This is a genomic window from Pseudoselenomonas ruminis, assembly GCF_008271295.1.
Taxonomy (GTDB): Bacteria; Bacillota; Negativicutes; order Selenomonadales; family Selenomonadaceae; genus Selenomonas_A; species Selenomonas_A ruminis.
Window position 1 is genome coordinate 202,165 of sequence record NZ_VTOY01000001.1, and the last position, 23,962, is coordinate 226,126.

The following is a 23,962-nucleotide window of genomic DNA, read 5'->3' on the forward strand; positions in this document are numbered from 1 at the left end:
TGGCGGGAAGGCCTTTTTTATTGATTTAGATGAACCATAGCGGCGACGGCCTGTCCGAGGCAGATACCGCCGTCGTTGGGCGGGACGAGGCTGTGCAGCAGGACGGTAAAGTCCTTGGCGATAAGGCCGTCCTTTACCAGTGTTACGAGCAGCTGGTTCTGGAAGACGCCGCCGGAGAGGGCGCAGGTGGAAAGCTCGGTTTGTTTCCGTGCCTGCTCACAGGCGGCAATAATGCCGGCGGCAAGACCCGCATGGAAGCGGTAGGCAAGTTCATCTGCCGCGGTGCCGTTTAGCCGTTCGGTCAGGATATAGCGGAATAGTTCTTCCGTTGCGAGGATAATTGACTTGTCAGTATTTGACGGGTCAATTTTTGACATGTCAATCAGCGGGAGAGTTGACATGTCAGGCAGGAAGGCTTGCGGCTTTATCGCGTACTTATCAAGATAGGCTTCAGCGGCAAATTCGAGATACATCGAAGCCTCCCCTTCAAACGTCGAGGCCGTGCGGATGCCGAGAAGGGCGCTTACGGCATCAAAAAGCCGGCCGGCGCTGGTCGAGCAGATGGCATTGACGTTGTTATCGGCCATAAAGAACTGGGCGGCCAGCTCTTTTTCGGGGCAAAGGTTTAGCGTCTGGGCGATTTGACGTACTTTATCCTTATCCTGGTAAAGACCGTAGAGCATGGCAATGGCAATGCGCCAGCCTTCGACGGAAGCCTTGTCGCCGCCGGTTTGCAGGAACGGGCGGATATGGCCGAGGCGCTGGAATCCCCTAAAGTCAGCCTGCAGGATTTCGCCGCCCCAGATGGTGCCGTCGGTGCCGTAGCCGGTGCCGTCAAAGCTGACGCCAATGACCGGTTTATCGTAGTCGTTTTCGGCCAGGCAGGAGAGAATATGTGCATAGTGATGCTGGACGGGGAACAGCGGCAAGCCGAGCTCGCGGGCAATGGTCACGGTATTGTAACGCGGGTGCAGGTCGCAGGCGACAAGGGTTGGCTCGTTTTCGAGAAGCTCGGTGAGCCTGCCAATGGTTTCGCGCAGAGCCTGCATCGTGCGCAAGTCGCTCATATCGCCGACGTACGGAGAGGGATAAAAGATATTGTTTGAGCCGACGCAGAAGGTGTTCTTGAGCTCGCCGCCAATGCCGAGTACCTGTCCTTTTAGGTCCTTGCTCATCATAAAGGGCAGGGGCGCAAAACCGCGGCTGCGGCGAATCATGTAGGGCTTTCCCTCGAGCCAGTCCATGACGGTGTCGTCGGCGCGAATACGGATTTTCCGGTTGTGGGACAGCAGCAAATCCGTAAAGCCGGATAGTGCCTCCGTGGCGCCTTTATCGTCGCGGCAGATGGGCGCGCCCGCCGGATTGCCGCTCGTCATAATCAGTGCATCGGGCATCGTGATGCCATCGGGATAATCAAACAGCAGCATCTGCACGGGCGCATAGGGCAGCATGACGCCGACTTTGGGATTGCCCGGCGCAACGGCGTCGCTGAGATGGCCAGCTGTCCTGCGCTTGAGCAGCAAGATTGGCTTTTGATGACCGGTCAGCATTTCCTCCTGGCCTGCTTCGAGCTGGCACTCGCGGCGGACGGCTTCCATATCGCGCATCATGACGGCAAAGGGTTTAACCGGGCGATGCTTTAGCGTTCTTAGCCGATTGATGGCTGCCGCATTGGTGGCATCACAGGCCAGATGAAAGCCGCCGATACCCTTGATGGCCACAATGCCGCCGCTGGCCAGCACTTTTCGTGTGCGCGTGATGGCCGCGGCACCGCGGCAGGATTCTTCGCCGATCAGATAGACCTCGGGGCCGCAGTCGTTGCAGCAGACCGGCTGGGCATCGTAGCGGCGCGTTTCGGGGCTCGTGTATTCGGCATGGCATTCGGGGCACATCGGGAACTCGCCCATGCTCGTGCGTTCGCGGTCATAGGGCATGGCGTCAAGAATCGTGAGCCGCGGGCCGCAGGCCGTACAGTTGATAAACGGATGCAGATAGCGGCGGTCGTTTTTGTCAAAGAGCTCGGCACGGCATTTGTCACAGGTGGCAATGTCCGGGGAGACAAAGATATCGCCGCGTTCCTTGGCGCTTTCGATGATGGAAAAGCTCGTATAACTATCCGGAGCAGTGAGCTTTTCGGTATCCATTTTCAAAATGGCCGCGCGCTCTGGCGGCTCATGCTCGATAGCTGCCAAAAATTTCTGGACGGCCGCCGGTTCTCCCTGGGCAAATATTTCCACATAGGGGCCTTTGTTGCAGACGGAGCCGAAGATAGAAAAACGCGCAGCGAGCCGGTCGACGAACGGACGGAAGCCGACGCCCTGGACGATACCATATACTTTGCTGTGAAAAAGAGACATAATAATCCGCTCACTTTCCCGATGGTAAGATAAATGATTTATTTTTATTATAACTTGTTTGGCTTCGTCTGGCTAGAAAATAGCAGATGATTATCGATAAATGGGATTGTAATAGTGTAAAGTTATTAACTATTGTCATTATTGCCGAAAAATTATAGAAAAAATGAAAAATATACAGGATACGAGAAAATATTTGCAAAATAGGGGTACAATTTTAATAAAAAGTATGTTATACTATGCTTGTCGATAGGAAATAAACCGGATATCCCACCGGTTGCATCGGAACCTATCGGTCTCTTCTCTGGAAACTTATCCCAGTTTCCAGTATCCCATTTCCTTACATCTTTTTAGACAGAGCCGGAGTCAGTGGAGTGACTCCGGTTCTTCGTTTTTCCAAAGCCTTGGACGTGTTCCAAGGCTTTTTGCGTGGATAACGCCGCGAAATAAAGGAAGACGGATGATCGTTAGCGAATACATGCATAGGAGATTTTTGAGGAAGGGGATTGCTATGAGAAAGGTACTGTCTGTTTGGTTTGTCCTGCTGATGGTGCTGGCAGTATTGGCGCCGGGGCACGGGTTTGCCGAAGATGAACTGCATCGGGTAGTCCGTGTGGGCTGGTTTGATTCGACGTTTAACAGCATTGATGCCTATGGGCGGCGCACGGGCTATGCGTATGAATACCAACGAAAGATTGCGGCCTATACCGGCTGGCAGTATGAATATGTAGAAGGCAGCTGGGTGGATTTGCTGAAAAAACTTCAGCGCGGCGAGATTGACCTCTTAGCCGATGTTTCCTATAAGGAAGACCGTGTCGGCACGATGCTGCTCTCGCACTACGCCATGGGTGAGGAGGATTACTATATTTTCATTGACCCGGACAAGAGCACCATTAACCCCGATGACCTTACGACGCTCAATGGCAAGCGGCTCGGGGTCTATAAGGGCAGTTTGCAGGAGCAGATTTTAAAGGGATGAGTGGCAGAACACAGCCTGAAGCTCGAAATTGTGGAGTTTGAAGAGGCATGGAAGGATGCCGATAACCTGCTCAAAGCGGGGATTATCGATGGCCTTGTTACCAGTGCGTCCTATCCCGGACAATATGCTGCCGTTTTGTGCCCAGGATGGTATGGGCGGGCAGGTCAAGGGGCTTTTGCGCGATTATATCCAAAAGGCAGTGGGCGGAATGAAAAATTCTACCATCCGGTTGGAGGCTGTGCCGTATCCAACCATCCACGAAGCGATGAAGGCAATGAAAGAAGGTCGGATAGACTGCGTATTTCCGGCAGAATTTAGCGCCTACGAGGCCGAGCAGCAAAACGTATTCATTACGACGCCGCTCGTGGATGCGATGATTATGGCGGTCATACGCCCGCAGGATAGCGAGCGTTTTTCGGCTGATGGCAAGCATCGCTGTGCCGTAGTCAGTGGCAATCCCGTAATGGATGCCCAGATTAAGGATAAGTTTCCGCAGTGGGAGCTCGTGTATTTTTCTTCGGTGGAGGATTGTCTGAGCGCCGTGGCACGCGGCGAAGCCGATTGCTGGCTGGTCAATAACTATCGGGCAGGAAGTATGCACGAATTAATCGACGAGTATCAGCTGACGTCGGTGCCAGCCAATAAGAACATCGGTATTGCCTTTGCTTTGCGTCCGGAAAATGTTCAGCTTTATGCGATATTGGAGCGGCTCAATCAAGGAATGTCGAGTGCAGAGGTCAATGATTCGCTGACCAAGCATACCCATGTGGGCCATAAGGTTTCGCTGCGGGATTTTGTCAAGGCCAATCTGGGGATGGTATTCCTGCTGATTGTATTGGTGCTGGCGGTAATTATGGTGCTGCTGATTAAGAGCATCGCCAATGTGAAGTGGACTAAGGCCCTTAACCGCCAGCTCAAGGAACAGCAGCAGGAGCTGGTAGCGGCCAAAAAACAGGCGGAAGTTGCCAGTGAAGCTAAGACTTCGTTTTTGTTCAATATGTCTCACGATATCCGTACGCCGATGAATGCTATTATCGGTTTTTCGAATCTCTTGCAGCAGAATCTTGACGACAAGGAACGGGCGCGGGACTATATCCACAAGATACAGCAGTCCAACGATTTTCTGCTGTCACTTGTCAATAACGTGTTGGAAATGGCGCGCATCGAAAGCGGCAAGATGACGGTCGACCCGGTCTATGCCGATATGCGCGAGCTCATGGAAGCGACCTGTTCGGTGTTTGAAGCGCAGATGAGCGGGAAGAAGATTACGTTTGCCTATACGCTAAAAATTGACCATGCCGATATCATGGTGGACAAGACGAAGGTGCGGGAAATCTTCCTCAATATCCTCAGCAATGCCTGCAAATATACGCCGGAGGGCGGTTATGTCACGCTGGAAGTCTGCGAGCTTCCCAGCGAGCAGGCAGAAATGGCTGTCTATCAGACGACGGTAACCGATACGGGCATCGGCATGCCTGCAGATTTTTTGCCGCATCTTTTCGATGCGTTTACGCGTGAGCGCAATACGACGGCCAGCGGCATTATGGGAACGGGTCTTGGCATGCAGATTGTCAAGAAACTCGTCGAGCTTTTAGGCGGAACGATTACGGTAGAAAGCGAATTGGGCAAGGGCACGACTTTTGTCGTAACTTTGCCGCTGTGGCTCGCCGAAAGCAAGCAGGAAAGCAAGGCCGACGAGGAGACTGCAATTGATATTGCGGCGTATCAGGGCATGCGCATCCTGCTGGCAGAAGACAACGAACTAAATGCAGAAATTGTCATCACGCTGCTCGGGGAACAGGGTTTCCTGCTCGACCATGCGTCCGATGGTGTGGAATGTGTGGCCAAACTCGAGCAGGCTGAGCCGGGCTATTATGATTTCATCCTGATGGATGTGCAGATGCCGCAGATGGATGGCTATGAGGCCGCGCGGACAATCCGCGGTCTTGCCGATCCGCGCAAGGCGGCAATTCCCATCATTGCGATGACGGCCAATGCGTTTGAGGGAGATAAGAACAGGGCGTTTGAAGCCGGAATGAATGCCCATGTCCCCAAGCCCTTCGACGCCGCCAACCTCTATGCTGCAATTCACGAAGTTATGCCAAAATAACTGCAAAAAACACCGTTGGCTATCGAGCTGACGGTGTTTTTTATGGAAGGGGGGCGAGGCAGCCCTTCGCTTGGACGGTTACATTTTTTCGACGAACGGGGAAGATAAAAATTTCGTTCTTAACGGAAAACATCAAACGCTTCGTTTATGGCACTGCTCCTAGCGGCGGCTGAGGTTATAGACGAATACGAACTATGCCTTCCTCTCTGGGGAGGAAGATTCGTACCGACTCTACCGCAGGCGGCGAGGGACACAGTACCATAAGCGGAGCTTTGACGTTCCGCGTTAAGCAAGAAATTTTTGCCGGCGTTCTCATTGGAAAAGCAGTTTCGTTCAAGCGAAGCGCGTTTAACTGTTTTCCAACTCTTAATTAAAAGGCAAAAATTTCTTGTAGCGGGTTGTCACCGGCGAAGCGTTGGTACTGTGTCCCTCGCCGCCGGTGCTATGCCTCGAAAAAAATCAGATATAGTATTCGGTTTTGTCCTCGGGCTTTAGCGAGAACTCGGCAAATACGTGGTCGCGGATGCGCAAAAAGTCGGGGCTTGTGCGGTCGCGCGGCCCGTGGAGGTCTACGGGGATAATGGTCTTGATGCGGCCGGGATTCGGCGTCATGATGACGATGCGGTCGGCCAGCACCACGGCTTCGTCGATATCGTGCGTCACGAAGATGATGGTTTTATGCTGGCTGCGGTTGATGGCCGAGATTTCATCCTGCAGGTTCATGCGCGTCAGGGCGTCAAGCGCCGCAAACGGCTCGTCCATAAAGATGATTTCGGGGTCAACGGCCAGGGCACGGGCGATGGCTACGCGCTGCTGCATGCCGCCGGAGAGTTCGGCCGGATGGCTTTGGGCAAAATCTTTGAGGCCGACGAGATCGAGGTATTTATGGGCGATTTGCTGGCGTTTCTCCGCGGGGATGGAAAGGCTCTCAAGGCCTAGCTCCACGTTCTTTTCGACCGTGCGCCAGGGAAGCAGGCCGTAGTTCTGGAAAATCGTGACGTTTTTAACCGTTGGCTTCTCGACGGGGGCGCCACCAATGGTGATAGTGCCCGCCGAAACCTTGTCAAAGCCCGCCAGGATGTTTAACAGCGTGCTCTTGCCGCAGCCGGAGGGGCCGAGTAGGCAGATGAACTCGCCGCGGTCAATCTTTAGATTTACATGGTCGAGCGCGCGGAAGGACTGGTCCTTTTTCTGATAGTTCCGCGATACGTCTTGGATGTCGATATAGCTCATGCGTTACTCCTTTCCGGGATGCCCCAACGGCGGTAAATGCGTTTTTCAAGCAAAGTGATGCTGCTGTCGAGCAAAAGGCCCAGCACGCCAATCGTGATGATGGCCGTCATCAAAAGGTCAGCGCGCAGGTTGTTGCGGGCGTCGATAATCAGAAAGCCAAGGCCAGACTGCGTGCCGACCATTTCGCCAGCGACGAGGAAGACCCAGGCGGTGCCAAGGGCCAGATGCAGGCCCGTGGCAATGCGCGGGAAGATGGCCGGAAAGATGATTTTCGTCAGGAGCTGCGGCTGGCCGATGCCAAAGTTCTGGGCGACTTTCAGGTAAACAGGCTCGATACCGCGGACGGCGGCAACGGTTGAGAGCAGCACGGGGAAAAAGGCCGCGAGGAAGATGATGACCAGCGATGGCATATCGCCGATGCCAAAGACGAGCACGATAAACGGCAGCCAGGCGACCGGCGATATCGGGCGCAGTACCTGGGCAATCGGATTGAGGAAGGCCCAGATGTTATGATACCAGCCGAGCACGAGCCCGAGCGCCATGGCGAGCAGGACGGAGCTCGTATAGCCGAGCAAAAAGCGGTAGAGACTCGTGCCGATATCCTTTAGCAGGACGCCGTCGGCGATGATTTCGGCAAATCCGTATACGGTCTGCGAGGGCGTGGGAAAAAGGGCTTCGTTCCAGCCGCCAAGCCAGGCGATGGCCTGCCAGCTTAAAAGTACCAGGAGCAGCGCTCCGCCGAGATGAATTGTAGTTTTCATAGAGTCACAGCCTTTCGGAAAATCGTTATTCGTACAAACTGGAATCGACAAAATCCTCGTAGCTTGGCGCCTTGGTTAAGAGATGGCTCTTTTGCATGCGCGTGATTAGCTCGTCATAGGATTCTTGCGGGATGGAAAGATTGTCGTAGGAAATCCATTGGAGCGAGAGGTCAAGGACTTTGTCCTTGGCCTTCAGGTATTTGAGCGCAATCGTCTTTTGCGCCTCGGGATGCTCGGTAAGGTAGATGCCCGCCTGCTTGTACTGCTGGACAAAATCACGGGTCAAATCGCGGTTGGCCGCCAAGAATTCGCCATTGAAGACGAGCAGGCAGCAGATACTGTCGGGCCAGAGTTCCTGCGCGGGGATGAGTTCATGACCGTTTTTCAAGGTGACGGATTTGGCGCCGAAGGGCTCAGCTACGCAGTAGCCGGCAATTTGCTTAGTCGCAAGCGCTGCGGGCATCTCGGGCGGCGACATCTCGACGACGGTCAGGTCATTTTCGCTAAGGCCGTTTTGGGCGAGCAGCTGGTCAAGCAGCAGTTTATGCGAGGACTGCTTGTGCGGGATGGCAAAGACCTTGCCTTTTAGGTCCGCGGGCTTTTCGATGTCGTTACCGACGATTATGGCATTGCCGTCGCGATGGCCAAGGGCGGCGGCCTTTACGTCGATGCCTTGCTCTTTGGCCTTTACGGCAAGCTCAGCCAGCACCGAGGCGCCGTCGACTTTGCCGGTGTTTAAGGCATCCATGAGCTCAGGCCAGGAGCCGTATTTTATGAGTTCGATTTTTACCGGGCCGTCTGCCGTTTGCAGTTCCTTGGCCGCAAATAAGGGCAGAGCATGCGTGATCGGCAGATAGGCGATGCGGATGGTTTTTACGCCATTCTTTTCGGCGCGTGGCGTATCTGGCGACTGGCCGCAGCCGGCAGCCGTAAACAGTGTGAGCAGGATGGTAAGGATAGCAAAGATTCGTTTCATAGGCAGTTCTCCTTTTCTGGCGGCCGTTTAGTTCCAGCCGAGTTTCTGGCGCTGGGCTTCGATATCGGCGACAATCTGCGCGGCAAGTTTCTTTGGGTCGGTGTTGACGTTCATGACGGCGCCCAAGGTGGCTTTCGTATCGTGCTTTAAGAATCGCTCCACGTTGGCAGAGCCTTGAACCGGTGGCTCTACGCAGTGATAGGAGTCGATGCCAAAGAGGCGGAAGGCCAGCGAGGCATCAAGGCCTTTCTCATTTGACCACTCGGGACTCGCAAAGGCGTAGGGCATGTCCTTGATAGCCTCCCCGCTTGCGGCGGCAATACCGCCAAATACCGTCGAGGCGCGCGTGTTGTCGATGCACTCGCCCATGTGCCAGACAGGCGGCAGGTCGTGAGCGGTCAGAAATTCCTGCAGGGACTTGCCGGCTTTGGCCGCGCCAGCCTTGCTGCAGAACCCGAGCTTTAAGAGCGGGAACGAGGCGCAGCCATTCGTGAAAATCAGGATGTTGTTCTTCAGCAGTTCTTCGGCCACATCGACGGTGGCCTTTTCGTAGACGACGCGGGGATTGCTGCAGCCGACCATGTTGACAATGCCGCGGATTGTCCCCGTCTCGAGGGCGCGGGCAAGCGCATGATAGCCCGGGAATTGTTCGGCGATGTTTTCAGCCGTGAAACCGACATCGGCCGTGACTTCGTAGGCCGGAATGAATACGGGGATATCACGGCGGGCGGCAAAGCTTTCAATGGCGCGCGTGACAATCTTGCGCGCGAGCTTTTCGGTGTCGCCGATATTGGCATGATGATGGTCGTAGGCATAGTGCTCGGCACCCGGCAGGCGGGCCGAATCACTTGTCGTGACGACGGTTGTCTTAAAGCACTTGGCAACATCCATGATGGAGGGGAAGACGTCCTGCACGTCGGCAACCCAGAGGTCAAGTGCGCCTGTGCCGAGCACGAGCTCAGCGCCGACGGCATTGGAGAGCGGGATGACGCCTTCGTAGCGGTACATAGCCGCAAGACACGAGCAGCAGATGCCGTAGAACTGAATGCCTTTGGCGCCGTTCTTTTTGGCGAGGCCTAAAAATTCCTTCGTGTGGCCGATGCGCACGATTTCACTGACGAGCGTCGGCAGATGGCCGTGGACGGCGATATTGACATAGCCCTTTTTTAGCGCGCCGATATTGACCTTTGAAGTGGCGCGGTGGCCCGTGCCAAACATGGCATCGGTGCCGATGTTGGAGGCGACGACCCCCGTAAAGCAAAACGCCAGGCCGCAGCGCAGGAACTGTTTCATGATGCTCTGCCAATCGCCATCGGTGCCGACGCCCGTGCGATGATAGGCATCAAAGACTTCGTTATAGGCGCTGATGGGCAGGATGTCGAGGTCCTGCCAGACTTTCTGCCGCTCGGCGGGCGCCAGCGCCTTGATGGTTTCATAATCATCAGGCAAGGCGCGTGACAAGTCAGCGAGCAGGACGTCGGCAAGTTTGCCGGCAAGGCGCCGTGCGCTTTGGCCGCGCGTTTCGATGCCAAAGGCCTTGCAGACCGCGCGCATTTTCTTTTCGCCAAGCAAAGGCAGGTTGAGTTTGCCTTCGGCAATGAATTTGAGTGACAAGAGAATTTCACGCGCATGGGCACCATGCTGGGCGACACCAGCGGCGGCACTGCGCAAAAGATTGCGGGCGACGATGAGGTCGGCATCGGCGCCGCAAACGCCGCGCGGGCTCTTCGGCGTAATCTTGCAGGGACCCATGTTGCAGATCTTGCAACAGACACCGCCAAGCCCGAACGAACATTGCGGCTTCTGCTGGTCAAAGCGGTCAAACACCGTATCATGGCCAAGCTGCTCCATGCGCAGCATCATCTCGCGCACGGCCGGATCTGGCGTCTGCTCCAGGACATCCTGCTTGGAGGCAAACGTCTTGCGGTACTCGGCGACGGCTTTCATATAGTCATTGACGCCGCCATGCACATGCGGATGCTGCGCATCATGGTCGTGCGTATGCCAGTCGGCATGTTCATGAACGGTATCGTAATCGTGCGGATGATTGTGCGAATGATTGTGTGGGTGATGATGACTTGTTGACATATTGACCGCTCCTTTTGACATTTGACATTTGACTTTTGATAGCAAAAGTAAACATATAAAAAAAGTATGAATAAAAGAAGATGTGTTTATGATACTGTAAACTTGTAAATCTGTCAACAGCAAAAACATATAAAAAATATCGGAATTGCTTTTTAAGCAATTTTTAAGGGGAACATAATGCCCAATACTATGACAAAAAAGTGTGATAATCCTTGTGTTTATGCGGGCTGAAGCATATCTGGAAAAAACATGTAAAAAATCTGGATTTTTTATGAAAAAACTATTGCCAAGGGGGTAAAAAAGGAATATAATCAAGTCACAAATCAAGGATGTTCACAAAGAAATCCAGTTCATTTGCACTAATTTTATTCATTCGTTTTACAGGAGGAACCCAAAATGAAGAAGGCGTTGGTCATGTTGATGGCTGTCGTGTTCGTCGGTTTTACCGGCATGGATTGTGAGGCAGCTGCAAAAAATTACGAATTAGTAGAGACGGTATACACAGTAGCGCAGGGAGATACGCTCGACAGTGTTGCCAAGGAATATATGGCCAAGAACAACTACGGCCCGCGCGAGATCCGCGAGTTTACCGCAGGCATCAAAGAGCTCAACGATTGGCTCCTGAACCGCGACATCAAAGCTGGCGATGAACTCCGCATTAACTATTGGATTAAGAAATAAGTTCATAATATAATAAAAAGGCTGTGCAGTTGCACAGCCTTTCGCTATGTTTGAGAAGGAGTTTGCTATGAAGCTTAATTATATTGTGGTGGCGATTGATTCTTTCAAGGGGAGTTTATCTTCGTGGGAGGCGGGCAGGACAGCCCGTGAGGCAGTGCAGGCGGTTTTCCCTGAGGCTGAGGTAGACGTATTTCCGCTGGCTGACGGGGGCGAGGGGACTGTCGATGCGCTGGCAGATGGCCTGCAGGGGACGATTGTGCCCGTGGTTGTTACCGGACCGTTAAACACCCCGGTAAACAGCCGCTATGGATGCGTGCCGGATGACAAGCTCGCAATCATCGAAATGGCAGATGCCGCGGGCTTGCCGCTGGTGCCCGTAGAAAAGCGCAACCCGCTGCACACGACGACCTATGGGCTCGGAGAGCTGATTTTGCAGGCGCTCGATGATGGCTGCCGGGATTTTATCATCGGCATTGGCGGCAGTGCTACCAATGACTGTGGCCTGGGGATGCTTACCGCGTTGGGCTGGAAATTCCTCAAGGCAGATGGCTCACCAGCTGGCATTTGTGGCGGGAATCTGGCGGAGGTAGCAGCTATCGATGGGAGCGGGGTCGAGGCAAGGCTCAAAGAATGCCGGTTCCGCATTGCCTGTGATGTGAAAAATCCGCTCTATGGCAGTCAGGGTTGCTCGGCGGTATTTGGCCCGCAAAAGGGAGCTACGCCCGAGATTGTCAAAGTCATGGATGAGGCTATCCATCACTTTGCGGATTTGGCCGAAAAAGAGCTTAGGACTTTAGGTGCAACGGTGCCAGGCGCTGGAGCTGCTGGTGGCTTAGGCTTTGCCTTTCGGACGTTTTTAGGCGGAGAGCTTACGCCGGGAACCGAGCTCTGCCTTGAGACAATTGGCATCCGCCAGGCGCTTGAAAAAGCCGACCTTTTGCTTACCGGCGAGGGCCGCCTGGATCGGCAGACCGCGATGGGCAAGGGGCCGGCAGGTGTAGCGCAACTAGCACATAAACTCAATGATAAGATAAAGACCGTAGCGGTCTGTGGCTGTGCTCTCCCTGATGCGGAGCAGGTCAACCGGCATGGCATCGATGCCTACTTTCCCATCCTGCACATGCCGATGACAGCCGAAGAGGCGATGGAAGAAAAAACGACCCGATTGAACCTAAAACAGACGGTAACACAGGTTATGCAGTTACTCAAATAACAAAAATGACATTTGACTGGTCAAATTATGATATACTAAGCATGTCAAGAATATAGAGTGAGGGTTGACATGGTTAGGATAAAGGATGTAGCAAAGGCGGCGGGGGTAGCGCCGAGTACGGTGTCACTAGTGCTGAATAAAAAAGGATATGTATCGGTGGCAACACGGAAAAAAGTTGAGGCCGCTATGGCTGAACTCAATTATATTCCGAGTGAGGTGGCGCGCAATTTATCGCTTAGCCGCACAAATACCATCGGGGTTGTAATGCCTTCAGCAGCGCATCCTTTTTTCGGAGAAGTTATCGAGGCTTTAGAGGCGGCGCTTTACGAGCAGCATTATAAGATGGTGCTATGCTGTACTCATGATAATGGAGAGACTGAACGAAATTTTGTCGATATGCTAAAGCGGCGGACGATGGATGGCATTATCATGGGGGCGCATTCGCTGGATGTTTCGCTTTATGACAATATCAAGCAGCCGATTGTGGCTTTTGACCGCTTTATAAATAATGACATTCCGATTATTCATTGTGACCATGAATATGGGGGAAGGTTAGCAGCTGAGGCTTTTTTACAACATAAATGTCATCATTTGGTGGAAATAATTGGGCATCATGCGGTAAAGTCACCGGCAAATGCCTATCATCGTGTATGCGCGGAGTTATTACAGGCGCACGGCATTAAAGTAGATACGATTGAGCGTCCTTGGAACGAGGTGTCCTATCAGAGCTTTCTTACTGTTGCAAATCGTCTGTTTACCGTGTATCCCGATGTGGATGCGATATTAGGGTCAGACCTTTCGGTATCGGCCTGTTTGCAAGTGGCTAAGTCGAAAGGTCTGAGGGCTCCACAGGACATTCGCATGGTGGCTTATGACGGCACGCTTGTCACACAGATGGGATTGGAGCCGATAACCGCGATTCGTCAGCCGGTTCGAGATTTGGCAAAGCTGGCAGTGCAGAAGGTCATCGAACGTATTGAGGGCAAAGAGATCGATGGACCCTGGATGATAAAACCGCAGCTTTTACGAGGAACAACTTGTTAGTGCAATAAAGTAAATGGAGGAAAGATAGGAGGGGCATATATGGCCAAAATTCGGGATGTAGCACGGGAGGCCGGTGTGTCCGTAGGAACGGTATCCATGGTGCTCAATCATGCCGATTACGGTTCTCCGCAGATACGGAAAAAGGTGCAGGATGCGGTGGAAAAGCTGCAATATGTACCAAGTGAGATGGCGCGCAATTTGTCATTAAAGCGCACGATGACTGTTGGGATTATCGTACCGACGGTATCGCATCCTTTTTTTGCCGAATTGGTGGAGGCACTCGAAGAATCCTTGTATCATCTCGGCTACAAAACAATGCTTTGCTGTACGCGTCAAAAGGAGAATGCCGAGAATGTCTTTATCGATATGCTCCAGCGGCAGAATATGGATGGCATCATCATGGGGGCACATTCTTTAGATACGGCTCTCTATCAAGGACTGAAACAGCCGATTATCGCGTTTGACCGATATCTAAGCCCGGAGATTCCCATTGTGCATGCTGACCATGTGTTGGGAGGGCAGCTGGCAGCTAAAGCCTTTTTGCAGCACGAGTGTCGTCATATTGTGCAAATTGCCGGTTCGCAGATGGTTAAGACACCGGCAGGTGAATACCATCAGGCATTCCAGAAAGTTATGCAGGCGAGCGGCGTGCGTACGGAGTTGGTGACACTTCCTTGGAATAGTTTTGGATTTAAGGATTCGTTACAGTTGGCAGAGAAAATCTTTGACGAATATCGTGATGTGGATGGGATACTGGGCTCGGATGTATCGGTGGCCAGTTGTTTGCAGGTAGCGGTGCGGAAGGGAATAAAGATACCGGAGCAGTTGAAATTAGTAGCTTATGATGGCACGGACATTACCCAGAGCGGTATCTATAAGTTGACCGCCGTTCGCCAGCCGATTGAGGAGTTGGCAGAATTGGCAGCAAAAAAAATAGTGGGACTCATAAATGGCAAGCCGGATGCTTCGCCATGGACATTGCCGCCAACGCTGTTGGCAGGAGAAACTTGTTGACGAACAGGTTTCTTTTTTTTTAGAATGCCAACAGAAATATCAGAATATATAAATAAAAATAATTATTACAAAACCATTGACAATCGATGAAAATAAGTCTAAAATACATTTTGAACCGGTTCAATGAACCGGTTCAAAAGAATAAAATATAAATCAGGATGAAACGAAGGAGTAATTGATGATGAAAACGCCGATAGCAATCACAAATCAGCGATACCGATTGGGCTATCATTTAATGACGCCAGGTGGTTGGATGAATGACCCAAATGGTTTTTCATTCTTTAAAGGCTGGTATCATATTTTCTATCAGTATTATCCGTATGCTGCAGAATGGGGGCCAATGCATTGGGGGCATGCCCGCAGCCGTGACATGGTGCATTGGGAGACTTTGCCGACAGCGCTTGCCCCCGATGAAAACGAAAATGGCTGCTTTTCAGGCAGTGCCGTAGTTTATGATGATAAACTCTGGCTTATCTACACGGGACATCATACGCCGAATGCGGTTGACCCGGAAGATTTCTATCAGGACCAGCGCGTGGCCTGGAGTGAGGATGGCATTCACTTCACTAAATATGGTGCTAATCCAGTACTCAGGACGCCCGCTGATAACACCAAACATTTTCGTGATCCAAAAGTCTGGCAGGAAGGCGATACGTTTTATATGATACTGGGGAGCCAATCAAAAGATGGTTTGGGACGGGCGTTGATTTATAGTTCGCCGGACCTATTACATTGGCAGGAGGTAACAGAACTTAGTAAAGCCGTTTCAAAGGAAAATGAAGGCTATATGTGGGAATGCCCGGATTTCTTCCATTTAGACGGCGTGGACATCCTGTTGATGTCTCCACAGGGATTGGAAGCTGATGGTGATCGTTTCCGCAATCTGAACCAGACAGGGTATTTATTGGGAAAGGTTAAAGACAATAAGCTCGAACATCATGGCTTTGTTGAAATTGACCATGGTCATGACTTCTATGCAACGCAGACTATGCTTACGCCGGATGGACGACGGGTGATGACTGCCTGGATGAATGCTTGGGATTCGCCAATGCCGGAGATTGAAGATGGCTGGGCGGGGGCTTTGACATTGCCACGTCAATTATCGGTTAAGGATGGATACCTTATTCAGCAGCCAGTGACAGAACTCAAAGGGCTAAGACAGGAGGTTCTGCTGGCAGGGCAGATGGATGCGCAGCGTGATTATAAGCTGGGGCGGACAGCAGAATTGGAACTTACTTTTGCCGATAAAGCGGAAGGTGCTTTGTTGCTGCTCACCGATGGCACGAGAAATTTGCAGCTTAGTTTGGAGTCTGGCGGACGGCTGGTTTTGAACCGCAATACTGAAGATGGAAAGCGGGCTGCGCGGCGGCGTTCAGATGGACCGCTTACCTTACAATTGTTTGTTGACAGGAGCTCTGTTGAAATATTTGCCGATAATGGCGAACTGACTTTTACGGAGCGCATTTATTGGCAGGATGATGTCATGTGCCGGTTATTGGTATCGGCAGCAAATCAGGTGAGAGCATGGCGGTTGGAAAGTGAATCCAATCTTTATTGATTAAGGGGACTTAAGGGGGAACGACAATCATGCAAAACTTTTTGATGAAAGCATTACGGAATCCATTTTATCGGGCAGGTTCGCTCGAAATCCTGTTGTTCTTTGCGGGCTGGGGCATTTGGTGGTCCTTTTTCCAAATTTGGCTGACGACGAAACAGGGCTTTACGGGAGCTCAGGTCGGGACTATCTACACGTTTGGTTCGGCGGTGGCTTTGGTGCTGATGTTTGTCTATGGCTCCATTCAGGATAAGTTGGGGCTCAAAAAATATTTGCTCATGGTCATGGTGGGATGTCAGGTACTTTTGGCACCGTTTTTTACCTGGGTATATGTGCCAATGTTGGCAGCAAATTTCTATGTGGGAGCCATGGTGGGAGCTGTGTATCTGTCCGTGGCTTATCTGGCAGCCTGCCCTGTATTTGAAGCCGTAACCGAAAGACTCAGCCGCCGGTACAGTTTTGAGTACGGTCAGGCCAGAGCCTGGGGGTCTTTTGGCTATGCCATGTCGGCACTAGCAGCCGGTTTTCTCTTTACGATTAACCCGTATCTGGTTTTTTGGACTGGTTCGGCCGTATCGGCCGTGTTACTGGCTATTCTCGTGCTTTTGAAACCAGAAAAAAGGGAAGAAAATATTCAGCGTTATGAGAATTGTGAGGAACGCAATAAGGCGACAAAGTCTCCGTCATTTAGGGAAATTATCAGTGTTTTGGGGATTGGTGACCTTTGGAGAATCATCATTTTTATCATTCTCAGCTGGACTTTTTACACCGTGTTTGATCAGCAGATGTTTCCAGAATTCTTTACGCGCTTTTTTCCGACGCCAGAGGACGGTCAGCAGGCTTATGGTATTTTAAATTCGGTACAGGTATTCCTGGAATTTGTAATGATGGGCCTGGTGCCTATTTTGATGCGAAAAATAGGCGTACGCCGTGCACTGCTTTTAGGCTGCCTTATCATGGTTTGCCGTATTGGCGGCTGTGGTCTGGCTTCGACGCCGCTGGGGATTGGCCTCATCAAACTTTTGCATGCTCCGGAAACAGCGCTCTTTGTTTTGGCTATTTTCCGTTATTTCACGCTTCATTTTGACACGCGTGTATCTGCTACGCTTTATATGGTTGGCTTCCAGATTGCAGCATCCGTGGGAGGCATTATCTTTTCCGTGCCGCTCGGTAGTCTGCGCGACACTATCGGGTATCAGCACACCTTCCTGCTCATTGCGGGAATTGTTCTTTCCGCTACTTTGTATGCATTTTTTATTCTGAAAAAAGACGATACCGATGTGGCCGGTCAGCCGCTGGAAGCTTGATAGATTGTTTGACGAGCGTCCCTGCAGCCTGACAGCAGGGACGCTTTTTTGTTGCCATTGGTGAGAGGAGGAAGATATATGAAGAAGAATCTACTGGCTTATGGTCTGGTGCCGGCGTTAGCGTTGGGAAGTTATGGGGTCGCGGGAGCACAGCCGGAAGCTGTTGCAAAGGTGGTGCTTGAGCAAAGTAAGGCCGAATCGGCTGGCGCTGGTGCGGGACCCATATCCCAGGAGTCCCTGCAAAACATGCACGACGAACTGGAGCAGCAGCTGTATCAGGCACAGGAATTGCAGAAACGGCTTAATGCGCAATTGGGAAGTTTGGAAAAACGCATGACCAAGGTCGAGAAGAAGACCAATGAGCCTCGGGTGGATATTCATGGGTATGGTCGTTTCCGCTGGGATAAGCAGCACTTCGAAGATTTTCAGGGAACCAATCGTAAATCAGTCTGGCTCAATCTGTTTGTTAATCATCGCATCAATGAGCGTTGGTCATTGCATAGTGAGCATGAGTTTGAAAACAGTCTTTCAAGCAATCATGGTGCTTATGAAGCGGATGGAGGTTTTGATGCACCAGGGGGCAAAAAATATTCGCGCCCTGTCTTGCAGCTCTACACGGAAGGCCGAATTGGTGAGGTTAAGGTTAAACTGGGGCGATATTATCTGCAATCGCCGTATAAGTTTACGTTTGATGAAAAAGTTGATGGCTGGCAGGCAAATTATGAGGTGCCAACACGCTGGGGACGCAAGGCAAACGTTACGCTTAATTCTGGTAATACCTATAGCCGGGTGTTTTACGGCGATACGGAAAATAAGCTGGACGTTTGGAATGAAGGTGGCAGCGGCAATGTCCGTGTGCTCTCACTAATCGGGGAGATTCCCGTAGTAAAAAATACGAATATCAGCACGCATTACGGACGCATGACGCGGCGAAATGACAATTTGCGGCGCAAGACCTTCTCACTGGGAGTTGATACGAAACTCAATCGCGATTTGAAGTTTTGGGCGGCCTTGGCGAAATCGGATTCAGAAACTTTAAATAAGTCACACTTCTTACAGTTGCAATATAAGGAGGCACGAGCCGACATTCCTGGTTCGTTTGATATTTCCATCAAAAAATATTTACAACGCGGGCACACAGGGCTGACCAACTGGTTTAACGATGACATCATCGATTCGACCTGTGGCGATTACAAAGAGGAACTGAGACAACAGGATGCAGCCAATCCGGGTAAACCTTGGGAGCATCGTGCTGGTGAGTTTAGCGGCATCCGCATTGGCGCAGATTTTGTCCCAGTACGAAATACGAAGCTACTGGTAAACTACACGTTTGGCAAGCTTGGACTCTTTGATGCAGGTCAGGGCAGGCTCACGGGCAAGCGGGATGACTACAGTTTCTTCCGCGCTCAGTGGGAAGTATATTTCTAAGTAGGGTTAGGATGAAAGGATGGCAGGTTATGAAAAAACAAATCTTGGCAGCGATGCTTACGGCTTCGAGTCTTTGTTTCATGAATTCCCCCGCATTGGCCTATCAATCGATCTTTCCCGATACCGGTTATAGCTGGGTAGGCGATACGATGCCATTTTATGACGGAGATAAATTCCGCATCTTTTATTTGGAGGATATGCGTGACGGCGAGGTAGGATTCCATCCCTGGAGCCTGCTGACAACAAAGGATTTTACCGACTATCAGCAGGAAAGTATGGTTATTCCTTATGACATTAACAATGAATTTGGCAAGGATTCCGCCTTGGGGACTGGTTCCGTTGTGAAGGATAAAGAGGGGCTTTATCATGCGTTTTATACAGGTTTTAATTGGCGCAGCATGCCAAAAGAAAATATCATGCATGCGGTCAGCCGTGACCTCGTAAGCTGGCAGAAGCTGCCGGAGGACAGTTTCCATGGACATAAGCCTTATATCTATGACGATACGTTCCGTGACCCCCATGTCTTTTATAACGCCGACTATGAGGAATACTGGATGCTCATTACAACTCGCAGCAAAAAGGCGTGTGGCGTAATTGCTTGCTATACATCGAAAGACTTGAAGCATTGGGAAGATAACGGCATCCTTTTAGAAAACGATATGGGCAGCGATGCCAATATGGAATGCCCGACGATGGTTAAATATGGCGATTACTGGTATCTGACGTTTTCTGACCAGTGGCCTTCCCGTGTCGTTCATTATCGCCTGGCCAAGGATTCGAAAGGTCCTTTCGTAAAGCCAGAGCAGGATTATTTCGATGCTAGTGGATTCTATGCTGGCAAATTAGCGCAGGACAAAGAAAATCTTTATTTAGTAGGTTGGACTCCAACTAAGGCCGATAGACAGGATAAAAAGTCAACCGACTGGGCAGGGAATCTCGTTGCGCATCAGCTCAAACAGCGGAATGATGGAACACTCTATCCGGTGCCCATAGATAAGGTTACAGAGCGCATACAGCAGGAGGAGAAGCTGGTGCCGATAACGCAAAGCGGAGCGGTGACTGCGGAGGATGAAGCATACCGTTTTACTGGAAATGGCTATGCGGATATTGTAATGCCGAAAATTGAAGGGGTTCGCAAAATCACTGGACATTTCACACCGTCAAAAGAGCAGGGGATGTTTGGGCTGATGTTTAATGTTGGTCCGAATCAAACCGGTTCGCTCAATTTAGTTTTTGACCCGTCAAAGCAGCAGGTAGCTTTTTACAATACCGATACTGCCCGCATCAAAAAAGTCAAACCAGAACTGGCAGTGCCTGTGAAATTACAGGCAGGCGAACGTTGTGACTTTACGTTATTGGTTGATGGGACGGTAGCTGTGCTCTATATCAACAATGAGATGGCACTTAGCACGCGTATGTATGCTATGCCGGAACATCAGTGGGGTGTTTTTTCCTGTGATGGTGAAGTGGTACTGTAAGATTTAGAGAGCCACAAGTTTTAACGTATATTTTCATGGATTAAGTCACTGGACAAGTTGACTGGTTCGTGTTAATATAAACATATCGAACCGGTTTGATATGATTCATGCCGATTCCTAAAGGATGAAGGTTAAGTTTGTTAGACATTATTTGTTATCCTCGTGGTGCATCCCCAAAAACCATAAGGTATTCCCTCAACATAGTTCTGTAATCAAACAAATAATTCCCCCAAAAGCAAATAAGACCTTATTCCAAGGCCCAGGATGTTTTCGCATTCTGGGCCTTTTGTTACATAAAAAAGACCTGCACATAATCCATAAGATTATGCGCAGGTCTTTTTGCCTATTAAGCTGCCATCAAGAGCAAATTATTTTGCGTTGATGAGCTCAAGGATTTCCGGTGCACGGCCGTCGGAACCGAGAACCTCTTTGATCTTGTGCTCAACGAGCTCTTTGATGTAGGAACGGCCATCAGCAACATACTGACGCGGGTCGAAGTGCTCCGGATGAGCCATGAAGTGCTCACGGATACCAGCCGTAAGAGCGAGGCGCAGGTCGGAGTCGATGTTGATTTTGCAAACTGCGGATTTAGCAGCCTTGCGGAGCTGATCCTCAGGAATACCAACAGCATCGTCGAGTTTGCCGCCGTTGTCGTTGATGATTTTGACGTATTTCGGAATAACGGAAGAAGCACCATGGAGAACGATCGGGAACTCAGGAATCTTCTTCTCGATTTCAGCCAGGATGTCGAAACGGAGCTCAGGCGGTACGAGAACGCCATCAGCATTGCGCGTGCACTGCTCCGGTTTGAATTTGAATGCGCCATGGGACGTACCAATAGCGATTGCGAGGGAGTCAACGCCAGTCTCTTTGACGAATTCCTCAACCTCTTCCGGCTGCGTGTAAGCTGCCTCGTGAGCAGCAACCTTTACATCATCCTCGATACCAGCAAGTTTGCCGAGCTCAGCCTCAACGCAAACGCCATGCTCATGAGCGTATGCAACAACTTCCTGCGTGCGTTTGATGTTCTCTTTGAAGTCATAGTGAGAACCATCGAACATAACGGACGTGAAACCGTCATCGATGCAAGCTTTGCAAGTCTCGAAATCAGCGCCGTGGTCGAGGTGCAGAGCAACCGGAATGTCGTTGACTTCCAGAGCAGCCTCAACGAGGTGACGGAGATACGGGCCCTTTGCATATTTGCGAGCACCAGCAGATGCCTGCAGGATAACCGGGGAGTTCAGCTCAGCAGCTGCTTCCGTGATACCCTGTACAATCTCCATGTTGTTGACGTTGAAAGCACCGATAGCGTAACCGCCTTCGTAAGCTTTCTTGAACATTTCTTTAGTACCGACTAATGGCATTTTTCATTACCCCCTAAGTAATTTGTTCATGGAATGAACTTGAACTAGACACATTATATCATAGAAAAGAGTTATGGTGTATACTCCAACAGCAAATTTTTGAAAATTCCTTAAAACTGATACAAAGCAATAGTAAGGTATTAGGTTCTGGTCATAAAACCGACACAATCCGGTCCATATCCGATGGCAGTGGCGCGGTGATGACGAGTTTTTCGCCGGTCATCGGATGCGTAAAGCTAAGACGGAAGGCGTGAAGGGCCTGCCGCGAAATGAGTTCGCAGGTGCCGCCGTAGAGGTCATCGCCAATCAGCGGATGGCCAAGGTGAGCCATGTGGACGCGGATTTGATGCGTGCGCCCTGTCTCAAGGACCAGATGGACAAGGGAAAGATCGTGATTGGTCTTTACGGTGTCGTAGTGTGTCCGGGCTTCTTTGCCCTCAGGGGCGACTTTGCGCAGGATGATGCTCGGCAGGGCGCGGGCAATCGGCGCATCGACGGTTCCCGCTGGCGGCGTGAGCTCGCCAGGGATGAGGGCCAGGTATTCGCGGTGAAACGTCTTGACGCCTTTGGGCGACAGCTTGAACTGGATTTGCGGCTGTTTGGCAATCAGCACGAGGCCGCTGGTTTCGCGGTCGAGGCGGTGAACGGGATGGAAGGCATGGGATTCGTTTTGCTTCATATAATGATACAAAACGGCATTGCCAAGTGTTCCGCTGGGCTCCTGGGTCGTTGGATGGACGAGCTGGCCGGCCGGTTTATTGACAATCATCAGCCATTCATCTTCATAGCGGATGTCAAGGGGGAGGTCTTCGGGTGTGATGTTGCTCGGGCGCACGATATCGTAGGTTACGACATCGCCCTCGCGAAGCTCCGTGCGGGCGGCGTTTACGAGCTTCCCGTTGACCTTGAAGGTCCCCGAATGTTTGATTCGTTTCCAAATCGTATTGGATATGCCTTGTGTTTGCGTGAGAAAAGCCCTGGCAGGCATAGTTTCCAGGGCTTTTGGCAAGTTCACGATAAGTTTTGTCATGATTCCTTAGTCATTGAAATTCTCGTGGCGCAGCATGGCGATGAGGCGGAAGGCTACCGAGAGGATGATGGCAACGACGGTTGCCAGGCTCATGCCTTTAAGCGTAACCGTACCAATCGTGATGCTGGCGGTGGAGACACCGAGGCCGAGTACGATGGCCGTGAGCATCAGGTTGATTGGTTTGTTGTAGTCGATTTTGCTCTCGGCCAGTACGCGGATACCCGATGCGGCAATGACGCCGAACAGCAGCATCGAAACACCGCCCATTACCGGCGTCGGAATGCTCTGGATAATGGCGGCGAGCTTGCCGAGGCACGAAAGGGCGATGGCAAAGACAGCCGCACCGCCGATGACCCAGGTGGAAAATACTTTGGAAATAGCCAGGACGCCGATGTTTTCGCCATAGGTCGTGTTCGGTGTGGAGCCAAAGAAACCGGAAATAATGGTCGAAATACCGTTGCCGAAAATTGACCGGTCAAGTCCCGGGTCTTTAGTGAGGTCTGCACCAACGATATTGCCCGTGACAATCAGATGGCCGACATGCTCGGCGATGACGACAAGTGCCGCTGGCAGGATGATGCAGATGGCATCGAAGTTGAAGACCGGCGTGTAGAACGTCGGCAGGGCAAACCAGGGGGCTTTTTCGACGAGACTCCAGTCTACAAGACCGCAGAAGGCAGCGAGGATGTAGCCGCCGACAACGCCCAGGAGAATCGGGATGATGGCGAGGAAGCCGCGGAAGGCTACCGAGGCAAATACCGTGATGGCAAGCGTGGCGAGCGAGACGAAAATCGTCGTACCGTCAGCCGGTTTATCGCCCGTGAGGCCGGCCATCGAAGCAGCCGTCGGCATGAGCTCAAGGCCGATGACGGCGACGATGGAGCCCATTGCGGCAGGCGGGAAGATGATATCAATCCATTTGGTGCCAACGGTACGGACAATCAGGCCGACAAGGCAGAAGACGATACCGACGGCGATAAAACCGCCAAGGGCAGCTTCATAGCTGTACTGGCCGAGTACCAGGAACACCGGCGAGAGGAACGCAAAGCTCGAACCGAGATAGGCCGGGATGCGGCCTTTGCAGAGCAGCAGATATAGAATCGTGCCGATGCCGTTAAACAGCAGCACCGTGGCCGGATTCACCTTAAAGAGAATCGGGACCAGCACGGTAGAGCCAAACATGGCGAAAAGATGCTGGAGGGAAAGGGGAATGGTTTCAAGCAGCGGCAGTTTTTCACTGACGCCAATGGGACGATTGTGCAAGTGTAACACTCCTTCAAAAACTACTATATAATTATGCCTAAAACAATTTATCATATTATAGGACGCGTGTCCACTTTTTGGCGA

The 23,962-nt window shown here is 51.5% G+C and carries 18 protein-coding genes; 10 read left to right on the top strand and 8 right to left on the bottom strand.

Features of this window, described 5'->3' with window-relative positions:
• Positions 1-17 precede the first annotated feature (17 nt).
• Entirely contained in the window at positions 18-2,357 is a 2,340-nt protein-coding gene (hypF, locus tag FZ040_RS00865) for a carbamoyltransferase HypF (protein WP_149170262.1), read from the bottom strand.
• A 508-nt stretch (positions 2,358-2,865) separates the two neighbouring features.
• On the opposite strand from hypF, the gene FZ040_RS00870 reads away from it, so the two are divergent.
• The gene (locus tag FZ040_RS00870; RefSeq protein ID WP_187620189.1) at positions 2,866-3,333 is read left to right on the top strand and encodes a transporter substrate-binding domain-containing protein; all 468 of its coding nucleotides are present in this window, start codon (positions 2,866-2,868) and stop codon (positions 3,331-3,333) included.
• 88 nt (positions 3,334-3,421) lie between these two features.
• Positions 3,422-5,443: an ATP-binding protein gene (locus FZ040_RS00875; RefSeq protein ID WP_187620190.1), complete on the top strand. Its 2,022-nt coding sequence runs from the start codon at positions 3,422-3,424 to the stop codon at positions 5,441-5,443.
• A gap of 459 nt (positions 5,444-5,902) precedes the next feature.
• Here FZ040_RS00875 and FZ040_RS00880 read toward each other — a convergent pair whose 3' ends face one another.
• From FZ040_RS00880 to cooS, 4 genes are read right to left on the bottom strand one after another with little or no spacing between them, the layout of a single operon-like run.
• Entirely contained in the window at positions 5,903-6,676 is a 774-nt protein-coding gene (locus FZ040_RS00880) for an ABC transporter ATP-binding protein (protein ID WP_149170265.1), read from the bottom strand.
• Positions 6,673-7,437 (bottom strand): ABC transporter permease, encoded by a 765-nt coding sequence (locus FZ040_RS00885; RefSeq protein WP_149170266.1) that lies wholly within the window; start codon positions 7,435-7,437, stop codon positions 6,673-6,675. The genes FZ040_RS00880 and FZ040_RS00885 overlap by 4 nt, the downstream gene beginning before the upstream one ends.
• A gap of 25 nt (positions 7,438-7,462) precedes the next feature.
• Positions 7,463-8,413 (bottom strand): ABC transporter substrate-binding protein, encoded by a 951-nt coding sequence (locus FZ040_RS00890; RefSeq protein ID WP_149170267.1) that lies wholly within the window; start codon positions 8,411-8,413, stop codon positions 7,463-7,465.
• A gap of 27 nt (positions 8,414-8,440) precedes the next feature.
• Complete coding sequence (gene cooS / locus FZ040_RS00895; protein WP_149170268.1) at positions 8,441-10,501, bottom strand: anaerobic carbon-monoxide dehydrogenase catalytic subunit; 2,061 nt, start codon at positions 10,499-10,501, stop codon at positions 8,441-8,443.
• A gap of 396 nt (positions 10,502-10,897) precedes the next feature.
• Here cooS and FZ040_RS00900 point away from each other — a divergent pair, with 396 nt between their 5' ends.
• The 8 genes from FZ040_RS00900 (at position 10,898) to FZ040_RS00935 (ending at position 20,221) form a co-directional block, all read left to right on the top strand.
• Positions 10,898-11,182: a LysM peptidoglycan-binding domain-containing protein gene (locus FZ040_RS00900; protein WP_149170269.1), complete on the top strand. Its 285-nt coding sequence runs from the start codon at positions 10,898-10,900 to the stop codon at positions 11,180-11,182.
• A gap of 67 nt (positions 11,183-11,249) precedes the next feature.
• Complete coding sequence (locus FZ040_RS00905) at positions 11,250-12,395, top strand: glycerate kinase family protein (protein WP_149170270.1); 1,146 nt, start codon at positions 11,250-11,252, stop codon at positions 12,393-12,395.
• A gap of 69 nt (positions 12,396-12,464) precedes the next feature.
• Positions 12,465-13,439: a LacI family DNA-binding transcriptional regulator gene (locus FZ040_RS00910; protein WP_149170271.1), complete on the top strand. Its 975-nt coding sequence runs from the start codon at positions 12,465-12,467 to the stop codon at positions 13,437-13,439.
• Positions 13,440-13,478: 39 nt separating this feature from the next.
• Positions 13,479-14,453, top strand: a complete 975-nt coding sequence (locus FZ040_RS00915) for a LacI family DNA-binding transcriptional regulator (RefSeq protein ID WP_149170272.1) — start codon at positions 13,479-13,481, stop codon at positions 14,451-14,453.
• 178 nt (positions 14,454-14,631) lie between these two features.
• Positions 14,632-16,011, top strand: coding sequence for a glycoside hydrolase family 32 protein (locus FZ040_RS00920; RefSeq protein WP_149170273.1), 1,380 nt, complete (start codon positions 14,632-14,634; stop codon positions 16,009-16,011).
• A 29-nt stretch (positions 16,012-16,040) separates the two neighbouring features.
• The gene (locus FZ040_RS00925) at positions 16,041-17,315 is read left to right on the top strand and encodes an oligosaccharide MFS transporter (RefSeq protein ID WP_149170274.1); all 1,275 of its coding nucleotides are present in this window, start codon (positions 16,041-16,043) and stop codon (positions 17,313-17,315) included.
• 78 nt (positions 17,316-17,393) lie between these two features.
• Positions 17,394-18,743, top strand: coding sequence for a hypothetical protein (locus FZ040_RS00930; protein WP_149170275.1), 1,350 nt, complete (start codon positions 17,394-17,396; stop codon positions 18,741-18,743).
• Between the two features lie 29 nt (positions 18,744-18,772).
• Complete coding sequence (locus FZ040_RS00935; RefSeq protein WP_149170276.1) at positions 18,773-20,221, top strand: family 43 glycosylhydrolase; 1,449 nt, start codon at positions 18,773-18,775, stop codon at positions 20,219-20,221.
• 368 nt (positions 20,222-20,589) lie between these two features.
• Here the strand turns inward: FZ040_RS00935 and fba are convergent, their stop codons facing one another.
• The 3 genes from fba to uraA all read right to left on the bottom strand — a co-directional run bounded on the left by fba (position 20,590) and on the right by uraA (position 23,878).
• Entirely contained in the window at positions 20,590-21,585 is a 996-nt protein-coding gene (gene fba, locus FZ040_RS00940) for a class II fructose-1,6-bisphosphate aldolase (protein ID WP_033171077.1), read from the bottom strand.
• Between the two features lie 151 nt (positions 21,586-21,736).
• Positions 21,737-22,615 (bottom strand): RluA family pseudouridine synthase, encoded by an 879-nt coding sequence (locus FZ040_RS00945; protein WP_149170277.1) that lies wholly within the window; start codon positions 22,613-22,615, stop codon positions 21,737-21,739.
• 6 nt (positions 22,616-22,621) lie between these two features.
• The gene (gene uraA, locus FZ040_RS00950) at positions 22,622-23,878 is read right to left on the bottom strand and encodes a uracil permease (RefSeq protein WP_255448688.1); all 1,257 of its coding nucleotides are present in this window, start codon (positions 23,876-23,878) and stop codon (positions 22,622-22,624) included.
• Positions 23,879-23,962 lie beyond the last annotated feature (84 nt).